Consider the following 19628-nt stretch of genomic DNA (forward strand, 5'->3'; position numbering starts at 1 on the left):
TCTGTGGGGCCGGGGCCTTGTTGTGCTTCTTGTCGTTCCGCGCGGCTCAGGAGCCGGCCAGCGCGTTGTCGAACAGGGCCTGCTCGCTGGCCTTGTGCTCGGCGGAGAAGCGCACGGCGATGGCGCACAGGGCCGAGGCCAGCGCGGCCGCGCCGAGCACCGTCAGGGTCTGCTGCAGGTTGCCGCCCAGGCCCTTCATCAGGAAGCCGGCCGCGACCGCGCCCACGTTGCCGCCGGCGCCGATGATGCCGGCCACGCCGCCGAGCGCCTTGCGGTCGATGAACGGCACCAGCGCGTAGGTGGCGCCGCACGCCATGTGGGTGAACAGGCCGAAGGCCAGCATGGCTACCACCGCCGCCACCACGCTGTGCGCCTGGGCGAACCACAGCAGGCCCAGGCCTTCGCCGAGGATCAGCACGAACAGCAGCATCGAGCGCGCGTCGAGGCCGCGGCGCAGCGCCGCCTTGTCCGACAGCCAGCCGCCCAGCGCGCGCGCGAACAGCGCCAGCAGGCCGAAGCTGGCGGCGGCCAGGCCGGCGCTGCCCAGCGACAGGCCGAAGTGGTCCACGTAGTAGGTGGCGGCCACGTTGTGGATGAAGATCTCCACGCCGAAGCAGGCGCCGTAGGTGATGAACAGCATCCACACGCGGTAGTTGGTGCTGGCCGCGGCGAAGCTGGCCCAGCCGCCTTTCTTGCCGCTGTCCACGGCGATGCCTTGCTTGCGCAGCGCGATGAAGTCGCCCTGCGGGCAGTCCTGGGTGAACTTCCAGTACAGCACGGCCACCACCAGCATCAGCACGCCCGGCACCAGCAGCGCGAGGCGCCAGCCCAGCGCGTGGTTCACGCCCAGCATCAGGATCGCGCCCAGCAGCAGCGGCATGGTCGCCTGCGCGGCGCCGCCGCCGGCGTTGCCCCAGCCCGCGGCCGCGGCGTTGGCGGTGCCGACCACGTTGGGCGCGAACATCACCGAGGTGTGGTACTGCGTGATGACGAAGCTCGCGCCGACCGCGCCGATCAGCAGGCGGAAGAACAGGAAGGCTTCGTAGCTCTGCGCCATCGCCACGCCCAGCACCGGGATCGCGCCGAGCGCCAGCAGGCCGGTATAGGTGCGGCGCGGGCCGAAGCGGTCGCACAGCGGGCCCACCACCAGCCGCACCAGGATGGTCACCGCCACCGCGGCGATGTTGATGTTGGCGATCTGGTCGGGCGTCAGGCCGAACTCGCCCTTGAGCACCGGCATCAGCGGCGCGCAGGCGAACCACGCGAAAAAGCACACGAAGAATGCCATCCACGTCAGGTGGAAGGCGCGCATCTGCGGCGTGCGCAGGCTCAGCAGTTCGATGCGGGTGGCTTTGCCGGTCATCATGGCTCCAGACTCCAGAAAAACAAATGGCGTCCCGCGAGCCGGTCATGAAGACAGGATCAGGGGACGCCGTTGTCCTGGCGGCATCGGTAAAGACCGCTGTCGCCGTGTGTGGGGGGAGCGGGCCGCCGTTGGTCCGCTCGCATTCTGTTGAGCAAGCGGCGTGCCAGCGGCGGATGTGATGGCGAGCGGGGCTTCTGGCGGGAAAGGGCGCTTCGGCGGCGGCGGCCGTGCGCCGCCTTGGGGCAGCCGCGGCGGCGCGGCACGGTCATGGTGCAGTGCAGTGAACGAGGGCGGTGCGCGGCGCCGCCGCGCGGCTCAGGCGCCGGCCGCGGCGGGGCGCCCGTCGGCGGCGGCGGCGGGAGGGGCCTCGCGCGGTACCCGGCTGAGCTCGATGTCGTTGGGCCGCACCAGCGCGTCCATGTCGTCGACCAGCGCGGCGCGCACGTGGCGGCCCTGGGGCGTGAGCAATGCCACCGGGCCTTGCCCGTGAGGCGCCAGGTGGCGGTCGCCCCATTGCAGCAGGCCCACGAGCACCGGCAGCAGCTCGACGGCGGCGCGCGTGGGGCGGTACTCGAAGCGCTCGCGCTCGCCGGGCTCCTTGTAGCCGACCTTGCGCAGGATGCCGGCCTCGGTCAGCGTCCGGAGGCGCGCGGACAGCACGGCGGGCGAGCATTGCAGCCGCGCGAGAAAGTCGTCGAAGCGCCGGATGCCGTGGAACACGTCGCGCAGGATCAAGATCGTCCACTTCTCGCCGATCAGGTTGAGCGTGGCGGCAATCGAGCAGTGCTGGAGGTCTTCGGCGGTGGGTTGCATGCGAACCAGCATAGCACCCTGACTTCATTTGCAAAAGTCAGGGTATAGCCTATACTCCTGACTATTAAAAATGTAGTCAGGAGTCGCCGATGCTCTCGTCGCAACCACCCGCCGCCGCGGCCGGATGCCCGCAATGCGCCCAGGGCTGGCAGCTTGCCGGCGGCGAGCGGGTGGTGGTGCGCGCGGTGCGCGCGGCCGACGCGGCGAGCGAGCACGCCTTCGTCCAGGCGCTGTCGCGCGAGAGCCGCTATTACCGCTTCCTCACCGGCGGGCGGGTGTCCGACGAGGTGATCAGCCGGTTCATCCATGACGAGGACGGCCTCGCGCTGGTGGTCACGGCGGAGGTGGCGGGCGAGCCGGTCATCGTCGCCAACGGCAACTATGTCGTCACCGCCGCCGGCGTGGCGGAGTTCGCGGTGGCGGTGGCCGACGACTGGCAGGGCAAGGGCCTGGGCCGCCGGCTGATCGCGCGCCTGCGCGACGCCGCGGCCGGCGCGGGCCTGCGCCTGCTGCGCGGCGACGTGCTCAGCGAGAACCGCCGCATGCTGGCGCTGATGCGGGAGTTCGGCTTCTCCAGCCGGCGCAACCCGGAAGACGTCATGCTGCACGAGGTCACGCTGGTGTTGCGCGGCGGCGCCGGCCAGGACGCGGCGGCCGGCGCCGCCCGCGCGGCGGCGGGCTGAGCGGCAACGCAGACTGGCTTACGCCGGCGCCGTGTCGCGGCGGCGCGTGCCGGCCGTGACCGTGCAGCCGACCGAAGCGATGATGATGCTGGCGATGGCCAGCCACTGCTGCGCGCTCAGCGTCTCGTGCAGGAACACCAGCCCGGCCAGCGCGCCCATCGCCGGCTCCATGCTCAGCAGGATGCCGAAGGTCCGGCGCGGCAGGCGCTTGAGCGCCACCATCTCCAGCGAATAGGGAATCGCGCTCGACAGCAGGCCCACCGCCAGCCCCGCCAGCAGCAGCGCCGGGCTGAACATGGCCGTGCCGGTGTGCGCGAGGCCGAACGGCAGCACCACCAGCGCCGCCACGGTCAGGCCCAGCGAGGTGGCCTGCCCGCCATGCGCGTTGCCGGCCATCTGGCCGAAGATGATGTACAGCGCCCAGCCCACCCCCGCCGCCAGCGCGTAGCCGATGCCCACCGGATCGAGCGTGCCCACGTTCTGCCCGAGCGGCAGCAGCAGCAACAGGCCCGCCACGGCAAACGCGATCCACAGGAAGTCGATGGCCCTGCGCGACGACGACACCGCCACCGCCAGCGGCCCGGTGAACTCGATGGCGATGGCCAGCCCGAGCGGCACCGTGCGCAGCGCCATGTAGAACAGCAGGTTGGTGGCGCCCAGCGCCGCGCCGTACAGCGCGATCGCGCGCGCGTTGGCCCGGCTCAGCGGCAGCCGCCACGGCCGCCACACGCACAGCAGGATCAGCGCGGAAAAGCCCACGCGCAGCGCGGTGGTGCCCTGGGCGCCGGCTGTGGCGAACAGGGTCTTGGCGAACGAGGTGCCGATGCACAGCGAGGCCATCGACCCGACCAGCGCCAGCACGGCAACGAGGGTTGTGCTTTGTTTCAGTCGGTTCAGCGGCAATTGCGAGTCTCGGGAAGGGGGTGTCCGGGCAGCCGGCGGGCCGGCGGGCGGCGGCGAGGCCTGCATCTTGAACGATCTTGCCGGCGCTGGCTAGGACATGTGCAGCATGGCGGACCCGGCCCGCCCGCGCCGCGCACCGGGTGGTCCACGCCGCCGGTGCGTGCCGCGGCGCCGCATGGTGCTGGCGGCCGAGGAGGGCGATGTCTATGTTGAAGGAGAACGCCGGCATGGCCGGCCCCGCCACCGCCTTCAGGAGAACTCCGATGGCATCCTCCGCCTCTCCCCGCCGCGTCGCGATCACCGGCGCGGCCGGCGCGCTCGGCCGCGCCGTCGCCGGGGCCTTTGCCGACGAAGGCGACCGCCTGGCCCTGATCGACCTCGACGCCGAAGCGCTGCGCGCGCACGCGCCGGTGGCGCAGGCCGCCGGCTGGCACCTGCCGCTCGGCGCCGACGTGACCTCGCCGGACAGCATGGCGCAGGCCGCGCGCGCCATCCTCGACGCCTTCGGCGGCCTCGACGTGCTGGTGCACGTGGCCGGCGGCTTCGAGATGGGCGAGCCCGCGCACGCGCTGAGCCGCGAGTCGTGGCTGCGCATGATGGACCTCAATGCGTGGTCGCTGGTGGCCGTGACCCGGCACTTCATTCCCGCCATGCTGGCGCAGCACGCCGGCAAGGTGGTCGCCGTGTCCGCGCGCGGCGCGGCCAGCGGCGCCGCCGCGATGGGCGCCTATTGCGCCTCCAAGAGCGCGCTGCAGCGCCTGGTGGAAAGCCTGTCGCACGAAGTCCGGCAGGCCGGCATCAACGTCAACAGCATCGCGCCCGGCATTCTCGACACGCCCGCCAACCGGCGCGCCATGCCCCATGCGGACACGGCCGCCTGGGTGTCGACGGCCGCGGCCGCGCGCGCGGTGCTGTTCCTGGCGTCGGACGGCGCGCAGGCCATCCACGGGCAGCATCTGGTGCTGGACGGGTTGAGCTAGGCCGGCGCCGGCGCCGCGTTCCTCACGCCGGTCCGGGCCGCGCCAGCGGCAGGGTCGCCAGCCGTTCCAGCACCACGGCGCGCATGCCCGCCGGCGCCGGCAACTGTTCCAGCAGCGCGGGCCAGCGCTCGTGCGCCATCGCCACCGCGTCTTTCGCGGCGGCGGTGGCGATGCGCTCGGCAACCCTGGCCGCGCGCGCGAACTCGCGGTAGGTCTGCAGGGTCTGCGCGCGCTGCTGGCGGTCGATGGCGACGTTCTGGCCGAAGCCGGCAAAGCCCGGCAGGGCGGCCACGCTGACGATGTCGTAGGCCGGCGACAGCTCGGCGGCGATGCCGTTGCGGTACAGGAACGAGAAGTTCCTGAGATGGGCGTCGCTGTTGCCCAGCAGCGTGTTGACGGCCTGGCGGATGAAGAACTGGCGCACGTCCTCGATGCCGCGCACGCTCAGGCGCTCCAGCAGTTGCACCAGCGCGGCGTAGGCCTCGGGGCCGGCGTACTTGCGGCTGGGCATGCGCGTGAGCACCTGGCAGCCGTCCTCGGCATGCACGCGGCCGCCCGGCTCGCGGTCGAAGCGGTCCACGGCGAGGAAATGCAGGCCGGCGCCGAGCGCCTCGGGCAGGCCTTCCACCTCGATGGCGGCCAGCGGCACCGGCCGGCACGGCGCCACCGCCACGCCGGCGGCCTGCGCCAGCTGCATGGCGGCGTACTCGTTGAAGACCTGGCTGTCGTCGTTGCGCGCGGGCAGCTTGGCGATCAGGTCGGAGAGGCGCCCGTGCGTGGGCAGCGTGTAGCGCCTGCCGGCCTGCGCGGTGGACAGCGCGAGCTTGTTCTGCACGCCCGAGACCGAGGCCGCGCCTTCGGTGGCGCCTTCGATCACGGCGATCTCGAGGTTGTCGGCGCCGCCGGTCACGCCCACGGTGCGCACGTGCCCGGGCAGCGTGTCGAGCGGGGCCGGGCGTATCACCACGGCGCCGGGCAGGTCGTCGCCGGCGGCGGCCAGGATGCCGAAGTCGTCGCGGTCCCCGGCGTGCTGGCGGGTGGCTTCCAGGCGCCTGCGCAGCTCGCTCTCGGGCAGCAGCCCGGCGAAGTAGGGCGGCAAGGCGCCGTTGGTGTTGTAGAGCGCCGGATGGAACGGGTTGGAGAGCACGGTGGCGGTCAGCGCCTCGTTGCCGGGGAAGGTCAGCGACAGGCTCAGCGTGGGCCGCAGCGGATCGCCGCGGAACGCTTCGGCCGGCACGAAGCGGCAGGTGCGCTCGACCTCGCACAGATGCCCGCACAGCACGCCGTGCAGATGGACTTCGAGGTAGCGGGGCCGCAGGCCGGGGCTCACGGCTGCGGCTCCAGGAACATTTCCACCGAGGTGCGGGCGTCGCGGTCGGGCCCGCTGTCCTTGCCTTCGAGCAGGCGCCGCACCGCCAGCAGGTGCTCGCGCGGCACCAGCACCCATTCCGCGTCGAGCGCGGCGCCGATGGCCTCCAGCGTGGAGGCGCGCACGTCGCTCCTGCCGCTCAGCGCGGTGGTCAGGTTCGATGGCGCCATGCCGATCAGGCGTGCCACCTCGGCCAGGGAAGCCTTGCGCGCGGCGCGGCGCGCCTGCAACTGTGCTTGGAATGATGCCATGACATAGTTTTAGCTGAATATATATGTCATAGCATAGCAGATGGCCGGACGGATTTATGCTATTCCATAGTTTTGTTATTGAAACTATGCCATAACATAATGCGCCGGGATGTGATGCCGCGGACGCGGGCAGGCCGGTCCTTGGCGGCGCTCGCCGCCGGCGCGGCGGCGGGCTCGCGCGCCGTGGCGATGGCGGGCGGGGAAAGCCCTGGGTTCCGGCCGCCGGTGCCGCGCGCCGCCCACGCCGGCGGCCGGCAGCGGCGCCGCCCGGTGGCAGGGAACCGGCGGCGCCGGGGCGCTACGCCGCGCGGCCGTGCACGGCCGGCTGGCCCGGCGCCCGGCGGAAGACCCCGAGCTCGTCCGGCGCGCACTGCGCGATCAGCCCGGTTTCCCACGCCAGATAGGCGCGCGCCGCCTCGTGGTTGCCCTCGTGGCGGTCGTGCACGAAGAACAGGAAGTCGATGCGCGCCGCCGCCGGCAGCGGTGCCGGCCGCACCGCCTGGGGCAGGCCCGCGGCCAGCCAGGTGTCGTAGCCCTGCGCCAGCCGGTACACATGGGTGTAGCCCTCGGCGAGCAGGTCGTTGCCGGCCAGGCTGGCAACGCGCGGGTCGGCGGCGATCAGGATGACCGGCCGGCCCGGCTCGGCGCCGAGCTCGCCGAGCGTGCGCGGCAGGCGCGGGCGGATCGACCAGACCGCGCCGTCGGCGTGGCCGCGCCCGTAGGCGGCGCTGTCGCGCAGGTCGATCGCGATGGCGTCGGGCGCCTCGGCATGCAGCGCGCGCAGCAGGCTGGCGTCGAGCACCGGCAGCTTGCGGGCGGACAGGGGCCGCGGCGGCGCGCTCACCTTGAGCGCCGCGTCGACGCCGTCGGCCAGCACCGCGCTTTCGTAGCCCAGCTGGTACAGCCAGCTTGCCACCACCGGCGCGCGCACGCCGTCGTCGTCGAACACGATCACGCGCGCGCCGCGCACGCCGACGTACTGGTCGGTGGCCTGGATCAACTGGCCGCCGGGCGCATGCGTGGCGCCGTCGATGGTGCCCGCGGCGAATTCCTCGGCGGTGCGGATGTCGAGCAGGAAGGTGGTGCGCCCAGCATCGTCGAGCCATTGCTGGGCCTGCGTGGCCGACAGCGCGGGCAGGCCGAAGCGCAGCAGCAGCCGCGCCGAGCGCGCGCGCGCCGCGGCCAGCGCGGCGGCATCCGGCGCCGGCGGATAGCGGCGCTGGCTGCCGTGCTCCAGCGCGTGGCCCGCGAGATACCAGCCCTGGGTGCCGTTCTCCAGCGCCAGCACCGGGTTCGGCAGGCCGAGGTTGCGCAGGGTCTGGGCGCCGATGATGCTGCGCGTGCGGCCCGCGCAGTGCACCACCACGGTGGTCCGCGCGTCGGGCACCAGCGCGTCCAGGCGCAGCGCCAGCTCGCCGTTGGGCAGGCTGCTGGCGCCGGGGATCGTCATCTTCTGGTGCTCTTCGAAGGTGCGGCCGTCCACCAGCACCAGCCTCTCGCCGGCCGCGCGCCGCGCCACCAGTTGGTCCGCGCTCAGGCGCGGCGTGTGGTGCCAGTGCTCGACCAGTTCGCCGAAGGTCTTGGAGGGCACGTTGACGCCCTTGAACAGCGTATAGCCGGCCGTGGCCCAGGCCGGCGCGCCGCCCGCGAGCAGGGTCACGTCGCCGTAACCGAGCTGCGCCAGCCGCTGCGCGGCGCGCGTGGCCACGCCGTCGCCGTCGTCGAGCAGCACGATGCGCTCGGTCAGGCGCGGCGCCAGGCGCCCGACGTCCAGCTCCAGCCGGCTATAGGGCAGCGGCACGGCGAAGAACGGATGGCCTTCGCCATACTGGCCGTGCTCGCGCACGTCGAACAGCGCCAGGGGCTGGCCGTCGTTGAGCCAGCCGCGCAGCGTGGCGGCATCGATGGATCGGGTCATGGCGGGCTCCTGGGGGCTGGGATGGACGGCGCTTCAGGCCGCGGCCTGGGCCGGGACCTGTTCGCTGCGGTTCATCTGGGTGGTGTTGTAGTTGACGATGCGGCCGGTCTCTGGCTCGATGCCGATGCGCCCGGTCAGCGCTTCCAGCGGGCGGCCGTAGAGGTGGAAATGCAGCGTGGGTGCGTCGCCCACCACGTGGATGCTGTGGATGTCCTGCGGCAGGAAGGCGATCGGCGCGCCGGGACGCACCACCTGCTCGCGCTCCAGCGCCAGCGCGGCGCGGGCGGGATCGCTGCCGTCGTCGGTGCGGCGGTAGACGCGGTTCAGCTCGTCGCCCTGCACGGCCACGATCACCGCCCAGGTGTCGTGGTTGTGCGGGATGGTCTTCTTGCCGGGAACGATGGAGTTCAGGTACAGCGCCGGCAACTGGCCTTCCTCGCTCAGGCGGTAGCGCGTGGAGGTGGCGGTGCCGTCGGCGGGCGGCGGGAAATCGGCGAAGCCGAACAACGCCTTCTTGTCGGCCAGCGCCTGCAGGGCGTGGGTCACGCGCTCGAGCGTGGCGCGGTCCACGTCGCGCTGGCTGGTGAGGGCGCGGACTTCGGCAAGGGTGGTGGCGACGGCGGCGCTGCGCTGGCTCTGGATGGTCATCTGGGGGAATCCTCGTTCTGATCGGCAGGCCTCCACTCTACGGAGTGCGCGGCGGCGGCTGAAAGAACAATATCGCCGATGCATATGCGGTTTTGCCGCCAGGCCCCAGTCGGGCGGGTGCCGCGCTTCGCATTTCCAATGGCGGAAAGATTCGTTGCCGCGGCGCCTGCCCGGCTCTTAGAGTTGGGCGCAAGCCGGTCCGGGCAAGCCCCGGGGGCCAGCCATTGCCGGGCCCCGTTCCCGGAACGGAGACCGCACATGAGCCAGACCCTGCACGAACGCCTGCAACCCTATCCCACGGAGAAACTGGCGGCGCTGGCGGCACAGACGCCGCTGCGCACCAGCCTGCCGCCGATCAGCTTCAGCTGGGGCGAGCCGCGCCATGCCACGCCGCGCTTCATCGAGGAAGCGCTGGCGCGGCACGCCGGCGAGATCGGCCGCTATCCCAAGGTGCCCGGCAGCGACGCGCTGCGCGAGGCCATCGCCGCCTGGATCGCGCGCCGCCACGGCGTGGGCGACCTGGACCCGGCGCGCGAGATCGTGCCGGTCAACGGCGCCAAGGACGGGCTGTTCAGCCTGGCGCAGGCCGTGCTGGGCGCCAGCCGCCCGCGCGAGGGCGCGCCGGTGGTGCTGGTCAGCAATCCCGGCTACCAGGTGTACGAGGGCGCGGCGCTGCTGGCCGGCGCCGAGCCTTATTACATCGACACCGCGCGCGGGCTGGTGGCCGCGCTGGACGCGGTGCCCGCCGAGGTCTGGCCGCGCGTGCGGCTGTGCTACCTGTGCTCGCCGGACAATCCGTCCGGGCGCGTCTATCCGCTGGAAGACTGGGCCCACGTGCTGGCGCTGTCCGAGCGCCACGGCTTCCACGTGGTCTCCGATGAGTGCTACTCCGAACTGTATTTCGACGAGGCCGCGCCGCCGCTCGGCGCGCTGGCCGCCGCGCAGGCGCTGGGCCGGGACCGCCGCCGCCTGCTGGCGGTGGCCAGCCTGTCCAAGCGCTCCAACGCGCCCGGCCTGCGCTCCGGTTTCGTCGCCGGCGACGCCGACGTGCTGGCGCGGCTGCGCCAGTACCGCAGCTATTCCGGCGGCGTGCTGAACCCGGCCGTGCAGGGCGCCAGCCTCGCCGCGTGGCGCGACGAGGCGCACGTGGTGGAGAACCGCCGCCTGTACCGCGAGAAGTTCGATTTCGCCGTGCCGCGCCTGCGTCAGGTGGCGCGGCTGGAAGCGCCGCAGGCGGGCTTCTTCGCGTGGCTCGACATCCGCGCCAGCGGGCTGGACGACGTGGCTTTCACGCGCCTGCTGCTGGCCGAGCAGAACCTCGCCGTGGTGCCCGGCACCTTCCTCGCGCGCACGGTCGACGGCCACAACCCCGGCGTGGGCCATGTCCGCATCGCGCTGGTCGCCAGCCCCGAGGAATGCGCGCAGGGCGTGGAACGCCTCGTGAGCCTGCTGCGCGGGTTGCAGCCGGCCGCTGCCTGAGCGCGCGCGGCTCGTTGCCGCCTTGCCGTATCCGACGATCTCCTTTTTCTTCCCCGCCATGACCATCACCGACCTGACCCAGACCTTTGCCGACGACCCCGCCGCCGCGCGCGCGGACCATCCGCGGGTAAGCCCGGCCGCGCTCAAGGACGCCATCGCCGGCGGCGGCGAGCTGGCCGTGCTGGACGCGCGCGAGGAGGGCGCCTTCTCACGCGCGCACCTGCTGTTCGCCGTGCCCGCGCCGCTGGGCCGGCTCGAAACCGTGATCGACCGCCTGGTGCCGCGCCGGAACACGCCCATCGTGGTGACGGACCTGGCCGAGGACCTCGCCCACGCCGCCGCCGGCAAGCTGCTGCGCTTCGGCTACACCGACGTCTCGGTGCTGGCCGGCGGCACGCGCGCGTGGCAGGCCGCCGGGTACGAAGTGTTCAGCGGCACCAACGTGCCCAGCAAGGCCTTCGGCGAAGTCATCGAGCACGAGCTGCACACGCCGTGGATCACCGCCGAGGCGCTGCGCCTGCACCAGCAGCGCGGCGACAACGTGGTGGTGGTGGACAGCCGCCCGTTCAGCGAATTCCAGAACATGAGCATTCCCGGCGCGGTGGACTGCCCCGGCGCCGAGCTGGTCTACCGCATCGGCGAGATCGCGCCCGACCCGGACACGCTGGTGGTGGTCAACTGCGCGGGCCGCACGCGCAGCATCGTCGGCGCGCAGACGCTGATCAACGCCGGCATTCCCAACCGCGTGGTGTCGCTCAAGGACGGCACGATGGCATGGCTGCTGGCCGGCTACGCGCTCGACCACGGCCAGACCCGCTTCGCCCCGCAGCCCGGCGACGCCGCGCAGGCCACGGCGCGCGAGCGCGCCGCCCGCGTGGCCGGACGCGCCGGCGTGCGGCACATCGACGCCGCGCAACTGGCCGCGTTCGAGCAGCAGGCGCACGAGCGCACGCTGTACCGCTTCGACGTGCGCTCGCCCGAGGAATACGCCGCCGGCCACCTGCCGGGCTGGCGCAGCGCGCCCGGCGGGCAGCTGGTGCAGGCCACCGACGCCTATGCCGGCACCCGCCGCGCCCGCATCGTGCTGGCCGACTGGGACGGCGTGCGCGCGCAGACCACGGCGGCATGGCTGGCCCAGTTCAGCGGGCACGAAGTGTTCCTGTTCCGCGCCGATCCGCTCGCCGCGCGCGAGGCCGGGCCCGAGCCTGTGCGCGTGCTGCGCACCTCGGCCGCCGAGGCGCCGTGGATCGAGGCGGCTTCGCTGTCCGCGCTGCAGGCGCGCGGCGGCGTGACGGTGGCCGACGTCGACAGCAGCCTGGCCTTCCGCCGCGGCCACATTCCCGGCGCCTGGTTCGCCACGCCGGAAAAGGCGGCGCTGGTGCTGGACCACGCCGGCCCGGCCGACGTGATCGTCGTCACCTCCGCCGACGGCGTGCTGGCGCAGGTGGTGGCCGCGGCGCTGCGCCACGCCAGCGCGCGCGACGTGCGCGCGCTGCTCGGCGGCAACGCGCGCTGGCAGGCGCTGGGGCTGCCGGCCGAAGCCGCGCCGGCCGGCTCCGCCGCCGCCGCGCGCGTGCTGACCGGCGACGAGGATGCCTGGTACAGCGCCTACGCCTACGAAGACGAAGGCCGGCGCAAGGCCGAGATGCATGCCTACCTGAACTGGGAAATCGGGCTGGTGGACCAGCTCGGGCGCGATGGCGATCTGGCGGTGAAGCTGGTGGACTATCGCAAGGCCTGAAAGGTACAAAAGCCCTGCGGGTTTGTTTCCCTCACCGCAACGAAATCCCCGAAGCCGCGATCACCGCCGCATAGCGCGGCATGTCCTTCGACAGCGTCGCATCGAGTTCCTGCGCCGTCGATCCCACCACCACGTAGCCCGCGTCTTCCAGCTGGCTGCGCGTGGCCGGCACGCTGAGCACGGCGGCCACGTCGCGGCTGATGCGCTCCACCACCGGCGTGGGCGTGGCGGCCGGCGCGATCAGGCCCTGCCAGCTTTCCACGGCGAAGCCGGCGGCGCCGGCCTCGGCCATCGTCGGCACCTGCGGCAGCGCCTTCGAGCGATAGGGCGTGGTGACGGCCAGCGCCGTCAGGCGCCCGGCGCGCACGTAGTCGGTGACGGCGGCGAGCGTGATGAGGGTGGCGTCGATATGGCCGCCGAGCAGGTCCACCGTGGCCGGCGCGCCGCCCGCATACGGGATGTAGTTGACGCGGATGCCGGCCTGGCGCGACAGCATCTCGTGCGCGACGTGGGCGATGCCGCCGTTGCCGGGCAGGCCCAGCGTCACCTCGCCGGGTTTCCTGCGGGCCAGCGCCAGGTAGTCCTGGAACGTGCGCACGCCGAGGTCCGGGCGCGCCACCAGGATCTGCGGGTTGACCACCGCCTTGCTCACGCCGCGGAACGCATGGGCCGTATCGTAGGGCAGCGTCTTGAACAGCGAGGCGTTGAGCGTCACGCCCTCGCCGCCGAGCAGCAGGGTGTAGCCGTCGGCCCTGGCCCTGGCCACCTGCGCGGCGCCGAGCGTGCCGCTGGCGCCGGCCACGTTTTCCACCACCACCGGCTGGCCCCATTTCTCGCCGAGCTTGAGCGCCAGCGTGCGCGCGAGCTTGTCGGCGCTGCCGCCGGCGGCAACCGGCACCACGATGCGCACGGCGTGCGCGGGAAAGGCGTCGGCCTCGGTGGCCGCGGGCGCGGCGTGCGCGCGCAGCAGCAGCGGGGCGCCGGCGATGGCGGCGGCGCCGAGGCCGATGAAGGTGCGAAAGAGAGTGCGGCGTTGCATGGCGTTGCGGCCCCGGCGCGTTGCCGGGACGTGCGGGATGGAAGGAGGAGGAACAGCTTAGGAACGCACCCCGCCGGCGGCCAACGAATCTTTCCGCGCATGGTTATGCGGCGTGCCCGATGGCAACGCGCGGCGCATAACGATTGCCTCTTTTATTCGTTCCGTGGCACCGGGCCTTTGCGTACAGTTGGTCGACCGCACCGGCTGCCGCGCGCTGGCCGGCGCGCGGCATGACGACACGCATAACAACCAGAAGCACACCATGACACGCACTCTTTCGCCACGGTCGCCGCGTTGGCCGGCCCTTGCCGCCGCCTTGCTGGCCGGCACCTTCCTCGCCGGCGCCGCGCATGCGGACGCCACGCTCGACAAGATCCGCCAGCGCGGCAAGATCGTGGTCGGCGTGATGCTGTCCGGCAGCGCCTTCGGCTCGATCGACCCCGCCACGCAGAAGCCGGTCGGCTTCAACGCGGACCTCGCGCAGGACCTCGCGAAGCAGCTCAACGTGGAGCTGGAGACGGTGCAGGTGCAGCCGTCCAACCGCGTGCAGTTCCTGCAGCAGGGCAAGGTCGACGTGCTGATCGCGTCGATGGAATACACCCCCGAGCGCGGCGAGCAGCTCGGCTACGTGCCCACGCCGTACTACCGCGTGGGCGGCGCCGTGATCGTGCCCAAGCAGAGCGACATCAAGCGCTGGGAAGACCTCAAGGGCAAGACCGTGTGCATCTCGCAGGGCAGCAGCTATACGCGCCCGGTGCAGGTGGAGTACGGCGCGATCCCGAAGGGCTTCAAGGGCTCGTCCGAGTCCCTGCTGGCGCTGCGCGGCGACAACTGCGCCGGCGCCGTGCACGACAACACGCTGCTGCAGCCGCTGGTGCGCGGCAACCCGGAATGGCAGAACTACCGCATCGTGCTGCCCGAGCTGAACCCCGCGCCCACGGTGATCTGGACGCGCAAGGGCGAGCAGGACACCATCCAGGCGGTCGAGCGCGTGGTGCAGGGCTGGCACCGCAGCGGCTGGCTGATCGGCACCGAGAAGAAGAACGGCATCCTGCCGCCGTCGCCTTCGCTCACCGAGCTGCACGACAAGTTCAAGGGCGGCCGCGGCTGATGGATGCCGCGATCGCCGCACTGATCGCGGGGGCGCGCCACCTCGGCCTGAACTACGCCTTCCTGGCCGACGCCTATGACCGCGGCGCCTTCGTGCACGGCGCCTGGGTCACGCTGGAGCTGGTGCTGTGCACGCTGGCCGGCAGCCTGGCCGCGGGCGTGGCGCTGGCCGCCGCGTTGACCTCGCGCCACGCGCTGGTGGCCGGCGCCACGCGCGCGTTCGTCGAGGTCACGCGCAACACGCCGACGCTGGTGCAGCTCTACTGCGCCTTCCTGGTGCTCAACATGCTGATCACCCACGCCTTGCAGGACGCGCAGCGCAGCAACCCGCTCACGCCGTTCCTGTGGGTGGTGGTGGTGCTGTCGCTGCACAAGGGCGTGTTCCATGCCGAGGCCCTGCGCGCCGGCATCGAGGCGGTGCCCAAGGTCACGCTGGAGGCGGCGGCGTCGCTCGGCTTCGACCGCCGCACGCTGCTGTGGCGCGTGCAGCTGCCGCTGGCGCTGCGCTTCGCGCTGCCGGCGCTGGTCAACAACTCGGTGGAGCTGGTCAAGGCCACCGCGGTGGCGTCGGCCATCGCCGTGGGCGACATCACCTACGCCTCGATCATGATCTGGACCCAGCGCGACAACGTGCTGGAACTGATGGTGCTGTTGCTGTTGTTCTTCGGCGTGCTGACCTGGGTGGTCAGCCGGGCCGGCAACTGGCTCGAACTCCGACTGAGGATGCCCGGCTATGGCAACCGCTGATTCAAGCCTGCCGCGCGCCGGCATCGCCTGGCCCGCGGCGCGGCGCTTCTCCGGCCTGCTGTGGCTGCTGCCGCTGGCCGCGCTGGCGGTGGCGGCCAGCCGCCATCCCGACCTCGCGCGCGCGCTGGCCGGCGCGTGGCAGTGGTCGCCGGCGCTGCTGCGCGGCTTCCTGGTCAACATCGGCGTGAGCGTGCTGGCGATCGCGCTGGGCACCGCCGGCGGGCTGCTGGTGGGCGCGCTGCGGCTGTCGCCGGTGGCGCTGCTGGCGCGGCCCGCGCACTGGTACGTGCAGGTGTTCCGCAACGCGCCGTGGCTGGTGCTGATCTATTTCTCCACCTACGTGTTCCCGTTCGAGATCAACATCGGCCGCCACATCCTGCCGTTCCCGGACTGGTTCAAGGTGGTGGTGGGGCTGGCGCTGCCGGCCAGCGCCAACGTGGCCGAGGTGCTGCGCGGCGCGGTGCAGTCGATCCCGCTCACGCAGTGGGAGGCGGCCAGCTCGATGGCGTTCTCGCGCCGGCAGATCCTGCGCCTGATCATCGTGCCGCAGTGCGTGCGGCGCATGCTGCCGCCGTGGATGAACCTCTACGCCACGCTGACGATGGGCACCGCGCTGGCTTCGCTGGTGGGCGTGCACGACCTGCTCGACACCGCGCAGATCGCCAGCAATACCGTCAACCAGACCGCCTTCACCGTGCTGATCTACTTCGTCGTGATGGCGATGTTCTTCGCCTGGTGCTACCCGATCTCGCGCTTCACCCGTTATCTGGAACAAAAACATGCTGTTGCCTGAACATGCCGACGGCCCCGCGCTGGCCACGCTCCCCGCGCCGGCCGCGCCGCTGGTCGCCCTGCGCGACGTGCACCTGTCCTTCGGCGGCAACGCGGTGCTCAAGGGCATCGACCTCGACGTGCGGCGCGGGCAGGCGGTGTCCATCATCGGGCCGTCCGGCTCGGGCAAGTCCACCATCCTGCGCTGCATCACCGGGCTGCTGGAGCCGCAGCAGGGCAGCGTGACCGTGGGCGGCGTGGCGGTGCGCGAGCTGCGCGGCGAGGCCGAGCGCATCGCGCTGCGCAAGCGCGTGGGTTTCGTCTTCCAGCAGTACAACCTGTTCCCGCACCTGACCGTGCTGCAGAACCTCACCATCGCGCCGCTGCGCGTGCTGGGGCGCGGCCGCGCGCAGGCCGAGGACACCGCCATCGAGTTGCTGCGCAAGGTGCGCCTGGCCGACAAGGCCGGCGCCTACCCGGGCGAGCTGTCCGGCGGCCAGCAGCAGCGCGTGGCGATCGCGCGCGCGCTGGCGATGGAGCCCGAGCTGATCCTGTTCGACGAAGTCACCTCCGCGCTCGACCCCGAAACCGTGGGCGAAGTGCTGACCGTGATCGGCGACCTCGTGGAAGAAGGCCTGACCTGCCTGCTGGTCACGCACGAGATGCGCTTTGCCGAGGAAATCAGCGACGAGGTGTATTTCACCGAGGGCGGGCGCATCGTCGAGCATGGCCCGGCGCGCCGCATCTTCAGCGCGCCCGGCAGCGAGCGCACGCGCGCCTTCCTCAACCGCGCGCTCGGCGCCCAGGCGCGCCCGCACGCCGATCCCTTTGTCGTCAGCTTCGACAAGCTGCGCTTCGCCATCTGAGCCACACCCGCATCCACCACCGAGCACCATGAGCCACCATCGCGATACCCAGCTGATCCACGCCGGCACGCCGCCGTTTACCGACGGGCACGGCCCGGTCAACGTGCCGGTGGTGCGCACCAGCACCGTGCGCTTCGAGAGCACCGCCGCCTACGACGACATCCGCGCCCGCCACGCGCGCGGCGAGCGCGTCAGTTCCTACGGGCGCCAGGGCATGGACACACACCGCGCGCTGGAGGATGCGCTGGCCGCGCTCGAAGGCGGCAGCCGCACCTTCCTGGCGCCCTCGGGGCTGGCGGCGATCTCGCTGGTGTTCGTGGCGCTGCTGTCGCCGGGCGATCACGCGCTGGTGGCCGACAGCGTCTACGCGCCGGTGCGCCGACTGGACCAGTCGCTGCTGCGCCGGCTCGGCATCGAGCTGACCTATTTCTCGCCGTCGCGGGATGACCTGGAGACGCTGATCCGCCCCAATACGCGGCTGCTGTACCTGGAGTCGCCCAGCTCGCTGCTGTACGAAGTGCTGGACCTGCCGCGCCTGTCGCAGATCGCGCACCGGCATGGCGTGACCGTGGCCACCGACAACACCTGGGCTTCCGGCCACCTGCTGCAGCCGCTCGCGCTGGGCGTGGACGTCTCGGTGCTGGCCTCGACCAAGTACGTCAGCGGCCATTCGGACCTGATGCAGGGCGCGGTGGTGGTCAAGGACGAAGCGCTGGCGCGCCGCATCGCCGAGACCTACGACAGTTTCGGCCTGGCCATCAGCGCGGACGATGCCTACCTCGCGCTGCGCGGCATCCGCACGCTGGCGGTGCGGCTGGCCCAGCACCAGCGCAACGCGCTGGCGGTGGCGCAGTTCCTGGAAGGGCACGAGGCCGTGGGCCGCGTGTTCCATCCCGCGCTGCCGTCCGACCCGGGCCACGCGCTGTGGCGGCGCGATTTCTCGGGCGCCAACGGGCTGGTGTCGTTCACGCTGCCGGGCGCCGACGCGGCGGCGGCGAACGCGCTGGTCGACGCGCTGGCGCTGTTCGGGCTCGGCGCTTCCTGGGGCGGTTATGAAAGCCTGGCGCAGGTGGCGGCGCGGGAACGGCTGGCCGAGCATTCCTACTGGCGCGGCAGCGAGCCGGTGATCCGGCTGCACGTGGGGCTGGAGGCGGCGGCGGACCTGATCGCGGATCTGGAGCAGGGACTGGCGGCGACGCAGCGCCAGGCGGCGCGGCCGCGCGCGGCCGCCTGAGGCCGCAGGAAAAGAGGAGGCGGGGGCCGGCTCGCGGCCGTCATCCGCCTCCAAAGAAGCCGGCGTCATCGTGCGCCGGCTTCCAGTACGCGGTCGCGGGCCGCGGCCGTCAGATCGCCCATCCGCCCGCGTAGAACACCGCCAGCGCCAGCGCGATGCCCACCGTGCCCACGTTGAGCTTGCGGAATTCGCCGGCCACCACGCGGCCGATCACCAGCGTGCAGAAGCCCAGCATGATGCCGGTGACGATATTGCAGGTCAGCACGATGAACACCGCGCACACCAGGCCCGCCATCGCGTCGACCAGATCGTCCATATGCAGCTTGCCGACGCTGCCGAGCATCAGCAGGCCGACATACATCAGCGCGGGCGCGGTGGCATAGGACGGCACCAGCGCGGCCAGCGGCGAGAAGAAGATCACCGCCAGGAACAGCAGGCCCACCACCACCGCGGCGAGGCCCGTCTTGGCGCCGGCGGCCACCCCCACGCTCGATTCGATGTAGGCCGCGGCCGGCGCGCCGCCGAAGCACGCCGAGAAGATCGAGCTGAGCGAATCGGCGGTCAGCGCGCGGCCGCCGTTGGGGATCCGGCCCTTCTCGTCGAGCTGGCCGGCCTGCCCGGCCACGGCGCGGATGGTGCCGGTGGCGTCGAACACGGCGGTCATCACCAGCGCCAGCACGCTCGGCAGCACCGCCAGCGAGAGCGCGCCCTGGATGTCCATCGCGCCGATCAGCGAGGCGTGCCCCGGCGCGCTCAGCGCGGGCAGCGCGAACACGCCGCCGAACCTGACCGCGGGGTCGAAGGCCAGCCCCAGCGCCGAGATGGCGACGATCACCAGCAGGATGCCGCCCGGCACGCGGCGCCGCTCCAGCCCGAAGATGGCGGCCAGCCCGACGATCGACATCACCACCGGGAAGGCCGTGATCTTGCCCAGCGAGACCGGCAGGCCGGCGCCGGCGTTCTTCACCACCAGGCCCACGTCGCTGGAGGCGATCAGCAGCAGGAACAGGCCGATGCCGATGCCGGTGCCGTGCGCCACGCCGGCCGGCAGGTTGCGCAGGATCCACGCGCGCACGCCGGTGACGGAAATCGCGGTGAACACCACGCCCATCAGGAAGATCGCGCCGAGCGCCACCGCCGGCGACAGGCCCTGGCCCAGCACCAGCCCGAACGCGGTGAACGCGGTCAGCGAGATGGCGCAGCCGATGGCGATCGGCAGCCGCGCCCACATGCCCATCAGCAGCGAGCCGAAGGCCGCGGTCAGGCAGGTCGCGACGAACACCGCGCTGGTGTCGAAGCCCGCCTTGCCGAGCATGCCCGGCACCACGAAGACCGAGTAGACCATCGCCATGAACGTGGTCACGCCGGCCACGGCCTCGCGGCGGCCGGTGCTGCCGCGCGCGCTGATCTGGAAATACTTGTCGAGGAATCCGTTGACCTCGATGGCTTCGATCGCATCGACGGCCTTGGCCTCGACGGCATCGGTGCCGGGGAAGGGCTGCTCAAGCATGGCGGAGTGTCTCCTTTGTGGTGCGCCGGGGCGGTGGCGTCGCCACTCGCATCCGGGCTGTCTCGCTTTGTTTTCGTCGTCGCCGGGCGGGTGCGGCGGCACAGGCCGGTTGCCTGTGCCGCGCGCTGCACTGCATGCCGCGGTGCGCGGGTGCCGGCCACGTGGACGCCACTCCGTGCTGGCGGCCGTGGTCCGGCATG

The 19628-nt window shown here is 72.2% G+C and carries 18 protein-coding genes; 9 read left to right on the forward strand and 9 right to left on the reverse strand.

What is annotated here, in order from left to right:
• Positions 1–46: 46 nt before the first annotated feature.
• Both KF708C_RS08825 and KF708C_RS08830 read right to left on the reverse strand, forming a co-directional pair.
• Positions 47–1363 carry an MFS transporter gene (locus KF708C_RS08825; RefSeq protein ID WP_059411851.1) on the reverse strand — a complete coding sequence of 439 codons (1317 nt, stop codon included), beginning with the start codon at positions 1361–1363 and terminating at the stop codon, positions 47–49.
• A gap of 318 nt (positions 1364–1681) precedes the next feature.
• Positions 1682–2191 (reverse strand): winged helix-turn-helix transcriptional regulator, encoded by a 510-nt coding sequence (locus KF708C_RS08830; protein WP_020201057.1) that lies wholly within the window; start codon positions 2189–2191, stop codon positions 1682–1684.
• Between the two features lie 77 nt (positions 2192–2268).
• Here KF708C_RS08830 and KF708C_RS08835 point away from each other — a divergent pair, with 77 nt between their 5' ends.
• Positions 2269–2862 (forward strand): GNAT family N-acetyltransferase, encoded by a 594-nt coding sequence (locus KF708C_RS08835; protein WP_059411507.1) that lies wholly within the window; start codon positions 2269–2271, stop codon positions 2860–2862.
• Between the two features lie 18 nt (positions 2863–2880).
• Here KF708C_RS08835 and KF708C_RS08840 read toward each other — a convergent pair whose 3' ends face one another.
• On the reverse strand, positions 2881–3765 hold the full coding sequence (locus KF708C_RS08840; protein ID WP_082079480.1) for an EamA family transporter: 885 nt from the start codon (positions 3763–3765) through the stop codon (positions 2881–2883).
• A 263-nt stretch (positions 3766–4028) separates the two neighbouring features.
• Between KF708C_RS08840 and KF708C_RS08845 the strand changes: the two genes are divergently transcribed.
• The gene (locus KF708C_RS08845) at positions 4029–4745 is read left to right on the forward strand and encodes an SDR family oxidoreductase (protein ID WP_020201060.1); all 717 of its coding nucleotides are present in this window, start codon (positions 4029–4031) and stop codon (positions 4743–4745) included.
• A gap of 22 nt (positions 4746–4767) precedes the next feature.
• Here the strand turns inward: KF708C_RS08845 and KF708C_RS08850 are convergent, their stop codons facing one another.
• From KF708C_RS08850 to KF708C_RS08865, 4 genes are all read right to left on the reverse strand, one after another.
• The gene (locus KF708C_RS08850) at positions 4768–6075 is read right to left on the reverse strand and encodes a type II toxin-antitoxin system HipA family toxin (protein ID WP_059411508.1); all 1308 of its coding nucleotides are present in this window, start codon (positions 6073–6075) and stop codon (positions 4768–4770) included.
• Positions 6072–6365, reverse strand: a complete 294-nt coding sequence (locus KF708C_RS08855) for a helix-turn-helix domain-containing protein (protein ID WP_029043197.1) — start codon at positions 6363–6365, stop codon at positions 6072–6074. The genes KF708C_RS08850 and KF708C_RS08855 overlap by 4 nt, the downstream gene beginning before the upstream one ends.
• 298 nt (positions 6366–6663) lie before the next feature.
• A complete protein-coding gene (locus KF708C_RS08860; RefSeq protein ID WP_059411509.1) occupies positions 6664–8283 on the reverse strand; it encodes a rhodanese-like domain-containing protein in 1620 nt (539 codons plus the stop codon).
• 33 nt (positions 8284–8316) lie between these two features.
• Positions 8317–8931, reverse strand: coding sequence for a cysteine dioxygenase family protein (locus KF708C_RS08865; RefSeq protein ID WP_059411510.1), 615 nt, complete (start codon positions 8929–8931; stop codon positions 8317–8319).
• Positions 8932–9189: 258 nt separating this feature from the next.
• Between KF708C_RS08865 and dapC the strand changes: the two genes are divergently transcribed.
• Together dapC and KF708C_RS08875 are read left to right on the forward strand one after the other, a co-directional pair.
• Positions 9190–10410 (forward strand): succinyldiaminopimelate transaminase, encoded by a 1221-nt coding sequence (gene dapC, locus KF708C_RS08870; RefSeq protein WP_059411511.1) that lies wholly within the window; start codon positions 9190–9192, stop codon positions 10408–10410.
• A 58-nt stretch (positions 10411–10468) separates the two neighbouring features.
• Positions 10469–12151, forward strand: a complete 1683-nt coding sequence (locus KF708C_RS08875; protein ID WP_370552800.1) for a rhodanese-like domain-containing protein — start codon at positions 10469–10471, stop codon at positions 12149–12151.
• Between the two features lie 31 nt (positions 12152–12182).
• Here KF708C_RS08875 and KF708C_RS08880 read toward each other — a convergent pair whose 3' ends face one another.
• A complete protein-coding gene (locus KF708C_RS08880) occupies positions 12183–13190 on the reverse strand; it encodes a tripartite tricarboxylate transporter substrate binding protein (protein WP_020201067.1) in 1008 nt (335 codons plus the stop codon).
• Between the two features lie 262 nt (positions 13191–13452).
• On the opposite strand from KF708C_RS08880, the gene KF708C_RS08885 reads away from it, so the two are divergent.
• The 5 genes from KF708C_RS08885 to metC are packed head-to-tail and all read left to right on the forward strand — an operon-like array spanning position 13453 to position 17918.
• Positions 13453–14301, forward strand: a complete 849-nt coding sequence (locus tag KF708C_RS08885) for a transporter substrate-binding domain-containing protein (RefSeq protein WP_059411853.1) — start codon at positions 13453–13455, stop codon at positions 14299–14301.
• Positions 14301–15047 carry an amino acid ABC transporter permease gene (locus KF708C_RS08890; protein WP_059411513.1) on the forward strand — a complete coding sequence of 249 codons (747 nt, stop codon included), beginning with the start codon at positions 14301–14303 and terminating at the stop codon, positions 15045–15047. The genes KF708C_RS08885 and KF708C_RS08890 overlap by 1 nt, the downstream gene beginning before the upstream one ends.
• On the forward strand, positions 15034–15840 hold the full coding sequence (locus KF708C_RS08895; RefSeq protein WP_020201070.1) for an amino acid ABC transporter permease: 807 nt from the start codon (positions 15034–15036) through the stop codon (positions 15838–15840). The genes KF708C_RS08890 and KF708C_RS08895 overlap by 14 nt, the downstream gene beginning before the upstream one ends.
• Positions 15827–16684, forward strand: coding sequence for an amino acid ABC transporter ATP-binding protein (locus KF708C_RS08900; protein ID WP_059411514.1), 858 nt, complete (start codon positions 15827–15829; stop codon positions 16682–16684). The genes KF708C_RS08895 and KF708C_RS08900 overlap by 14 nt, the downstream gene beginning before the upstream one ends.
• A 28-nt stretch (positions 16685–16712) precedes the next feature.
• Entirely contained in the window at positions 16713–17918 is a 1206-nt protein-coding gene (gene metC, locus KF708C_RS08905) for a cystathionine beta-lyase (RefSeq protein ID WP_059411515.1), read from the forward strand.
• A 109-nt stretch (positions 17919–18027) separates the two neighbouring features.
• Here the strand turns inward: metC and KF708C_RS08910 are convergent, their stop codons facing one another.
• Positions 18028–19428: an NCS2 family permease gene (locus tag KF708C_RS08910; protein ID WP_059411516.1), complete on the reverse strand. Its 1401-nt coding sequence runs from the start codon at positions 19426–19428 to the stop codon at positions 18028–18030.
• Between the last annotated feature and the right edge of the window lie 200 nt (positions 19429–19628).

Origin of the sequence: Cupriavidus basilensis, from assembly GCF_000876015.1 — a bacterium.
GTDB lineage: Bacteria > Pseudomonadota > Gammaproteobacteria > Burkholderiales > Burkholderiaceae > Cupriavidus > Cupriavidus basilensis_B.